This window comes from Vibrio sp. V42_P2S4T144, assembly GCF_009904715.1.
In the GTDB taxonomy this organism is placed as follows: domain Bacteria; phylum Pseudomonadota; class Gammaproteobacteria; order Enterobacterales; family Vibrionaceae; genus Vibrio; species Vibrio alginolyticus.
Genome location: NZ_WXWS01000345.1, coordinates 1 through 3,376, shown reverse-complemented (window position 1 = coordinate 3,376; position 3,376 = coordinate 1). Strand labels below are relative to the sequence as shown.

The following is a 3,376-nucleotide window of genomic DNA, read 5'->3' as shown; positions in this document are numbered from 1 at the left end:
AAACTACTTAGTGTAAAATAGATCAAGAAATGATCTTCTAACTTAGCAAGCTTATGAATGTAAAAAGAAAAAGTCGTAGCGAAACCAAAAGAGAAGCCATCTTGTGCGCGGCAAGGCAAGCGTTCCAAGAGTTTGGGGTGCAAAACACCAGCATGGATAAGCTCTCTGCAATCGCACAAGTCTCTAAGCGCACGGTCTATAATCACTTCCCTTCTAAGGAAGCGATCGTGACGGAGTTGCTGACTGAGCTTTGGCGTTCTTCAATGATGGATAGCGACATTGAACGTTTACCAACACTCCCGCTAAAAGATCAATTGATTGAATTACTCTACAGCGAGATCATTGTGGTGACGGAACCAAACTATATTGAGCTGGCAAAAGTGGCATTTGGGCACTTCTTATTTAAGCCGGAAGATCTCAAAGAACAAGCAGAACAAATGTCGAAACAGGAAACCGCCCTGTATCGTTGGCTTACTGAGAAATCGAACAGTAACGCTTTGCAAATTGATGATGTACATATAGCAAGCTCTCAATTGCACAACTTACTTAAAGGCAGTGCATTCTGGCCGCAGTTAATGGGAATTCGCCCCTCTTTGTCGAATGAAGAATCTAGGCTGTTAGCGACCCAAACGGCGGAACTTTTTTTAAGTCACTATCAAAACAGCTAAAAACAGCGGTCAAATTGGCCGCTTTTTTAAGCGATAATTCGTGACAAAGCGATGAAATTTTTACTCAATTTTATTTGTCTCACCCTTGACAGTCTCATACCGCAAGGCGTGAGCGTTCGATAAAATATTTTTGTCGTGTCGACGATGCTTTTTCGTTTTCATCTCACAAAAAAACGCCCTAAGGTGCGCACCTCTGACGACGTGGTTGTTCAACCACAATTCTAAATCGTTGAAGTAAGTAGGTTATGTCATAACATGATCACCTGCCTACTGCATTCTATGCTCTATACTTATATTTTAATTTGGTACTGACTTACTAAGGAATTGCCATGCGTATTGCTATTCTCTCTCGTAATGAGAATTTATATTCAACCATGCGCCTAAAACAGGCGGGTGAAGAACGTGGGCATCAAATCGATGTGATCGACACGCTTCACTGTTATATGGACATTACGAGCAACAACCCTAAGATCCGCTACAAGGGTGAAGAATTACCGCAATACGATGCTGTTATTCCGCGTATTGGGGCATCTATTACGTTTTACGGCACTGCTGTTGTACGTCAGTTTGAAATGATGGGTACATTTTGTGTCAACGAATCTGTCGCGATCAGCCGCTCTCGTGACAAGTTGCGCTCATTGCAACTGCTATCACGTAAAGGCATCGGTTTGCCACGCACTGGCTTTGCTCACCATCCTGACAACATTCAGGACGTGATCAAAAACGTTGGTGGCGCACCTCTAGTAATTAAATTGCTAGAAGGCACTCAAGGCATTGGTGTTGTACTTGCTGAAACAAATAAAGCGGCAGAAAGCGTGATTGAAGCTTTCATGGGTTTGAAAGCTAACATCATGGTGCAAGAATTTATCGAAGAAGCAAAAGGCGCGGACATCCGTTGTTTTGTTGTCGGAAATAAGGTGATTGCCGCAATGAAGCGCCAAGCAAAAGAAGGCGAGTTCCGTTCTAACCTTCACCGTGGTGGCTCTGCACAACTCGTGCGTTTGAGCAAAGAAGAGCGTGCGACCGCTGTAAATGCAGCGAAAGTGATGGGCTTGAACCTTTGTGGTGTGGATATCCTTCAATCTAAAAATGGCCCAGTGGTAATGGAAGTGAACTCTTCCCCTGGTCTAGAAGGCATCGAACTAGCAACTGGTAAAAACATTGCAGGTATGATCTTCGATTTTATCGAGAAAAACGCTAAGCCAAATTCAAACCGTACTCGCGGTAAAGGTTGATTTTTGTTTAACGCACAAGAGAGCCAAAAACCGGCTCTCTTGTTACTCGTCGCTAGGATGACACTATGAATCAGAAAATGATCATTGGGAATGCCGAAGCTATTTGCTTGCCAGAGTTAGGGATTACTCACCTTGAAGCGCGTATTGATACAGGCGCTCAAACCTCTTCATTACATGTAGACAATATTGATTGCTTTGAAAAAGATGGTCAGTCTTATGTTGCATTCGATTTGCACCCAGATGTATACCATTTAGAACAAGTGGTTCGCTGCACAGCGAAACTAAAAGCAAACCGTAAGGTTAAATCTTCTAACGGTACTTTTGAGCACCGCTGCGTGATCACAACGATGCTGCGTATGGGCGACCAACAATGGCCAATCGACATTACGTTGACTAACCGTGAAAAAATGACTTACATGATGTTGTTAGGTCGTCAGGGTATGGCAGACAAAGTGCTCGTTGATCCTAGCCAATCTCACTTATTGGCATCTTAACCCCGTAGCTTCAGATGAGTGATCGAACGTTTTTGTTGAGCATCACTCGTCTGGCTTTATCTTAGCCTACTTCCTACGAAATAACGCAAACAACAATCCCTTCGCTTTAACTTTTGTCACTCGCCAGTGCGTCATTGGCTTAGTCGGCGCTGTATTCAAAATGTGCTGATACGCTTTTTCATCCAAAGTCACCTCTCCCCCATGTGCCAAAAGCAAACATTGCGGATTCATCTCAAACACACGCTTTAATGATTGCCGATATTGATTCGGATGAAATATGGGAAACGGCGCAATCAGATGCTGTTTCACCTGCACCATTAAATCCGCCACATACAGTACATCTTGTTCAGAATGATAAACCGACAGATCTCGGTCGGTATGCCCTAGTGTTTCTAGCACCTGCCAATCATCAAATCCAGGAATAAACTCTCCATCAATAAGTTCAATATCTGGCTTTAGCTTGCGGGAATACCACAGGTTTTGCTTTGGTTTACGCATCCGATTCGCCATCCAGCGTGCTAACATCAAATCGGTCAAATGCATTAGCCAACCGTCTACACCGCTATACCACTGGTTCTCTCGCTTTGCGGCCAATAGCTTGCATCCTGTTAAGTCACGTAGTTTGTGCGCACCACCAGCATGGTCTGGATGCATGTGGGTCACAACAACCAACTTTAGGTCAGAAAAAGGACGATGGAGTTGATGTTCAATAAAGTCTTTAAGATGAGGGATGTCTGCTCGACTGGCACCATCAAGCAACAATAATTTATCGGGATATTCGGCGAGATACATGGTCTGAATGTACCCCTGAATTCTGTGCAGCTGCAAAATATGTCCTTATTTTAGTGAGATGCTTCATGACCGAATCCTTACTGGTCAGACCAACTATAACAGCAGAATGGACGCTTCGGTAAACAAATATTCACACGTAGCGACGACAACAAATCATAATCGAGATGATAGATTTTAATCATTAGAC

General features: G+C 43.5%; 4 protein-coding genes. 3 read left to right on the top strand and 1 reads right to left on the bottom strand.

The window, feature by feature from the left end; genetic code table 11:
• The first annotated feature begins 53 nt into the window (after nt 1-53).
• The 3 genes from CAG68_RS12000 (at nt 54) to CAG68_RS11990 (ending at nt 2,397) form a co-directional block, all read left to right on the top strand.
• Entirely contained in the window at nt 54-668 is a 615-nt protein-coding gene (locus CAG68_RS12000) for a TetR/AcrR family transcriptional regulator C-terminal domain-containing protein (RefSeq protein WP_161441193.1), read from the top strand.
• A gap of 329 nt (nt 669-997) precedes the next feature.
• Nucleotides 998-1,903 (top strand): 30S ribosomal protein S6--L-glutamate ligase, encoded by a 906-nt coding sequence (rimK, locus tag CAG68_RS11995; RefSeq protein WP_005374224.1) that lies wholly within the window; start codon nt 998-1,000, stop codon nt 1,901-1,903.
• A gap of 65 nt (nt 1,904-1,968) precedes the next feature.
• On the top strand, nt 1,969-2,397 hold the full coding sequence (locus CAG68_RS11990) for an ATP-dependent zinc protease family protein (protein ID WP_005384193.1): 429 nt from the start codon (nt 1,969-1,971) through the stop codon (nt 2,395-2,397).
• A gap of 66 nt (nt 2,398-2,463) precedes the next feature.
• Here the strand turns inward: CAG68_RS11990 and CAG68_RS11985 are convergent, their stop codons facing one another.
• Nucleotides 2,464-3,189 carry an MBL fold metallo-hydrolase gene (locus CAG68_RS11985; RefSeq protein WP_161441194.1) on the bottom strand — a complete coding sequence of 242 codons (726 nt, stop codon included), beginning with the start codon at nt 3,187-3,189 and terminating at the stop codon, nt 2,464-2,466.
• Between the last annotated feature and the right edge of the window lie 187 nt (nt 3,190-3,376).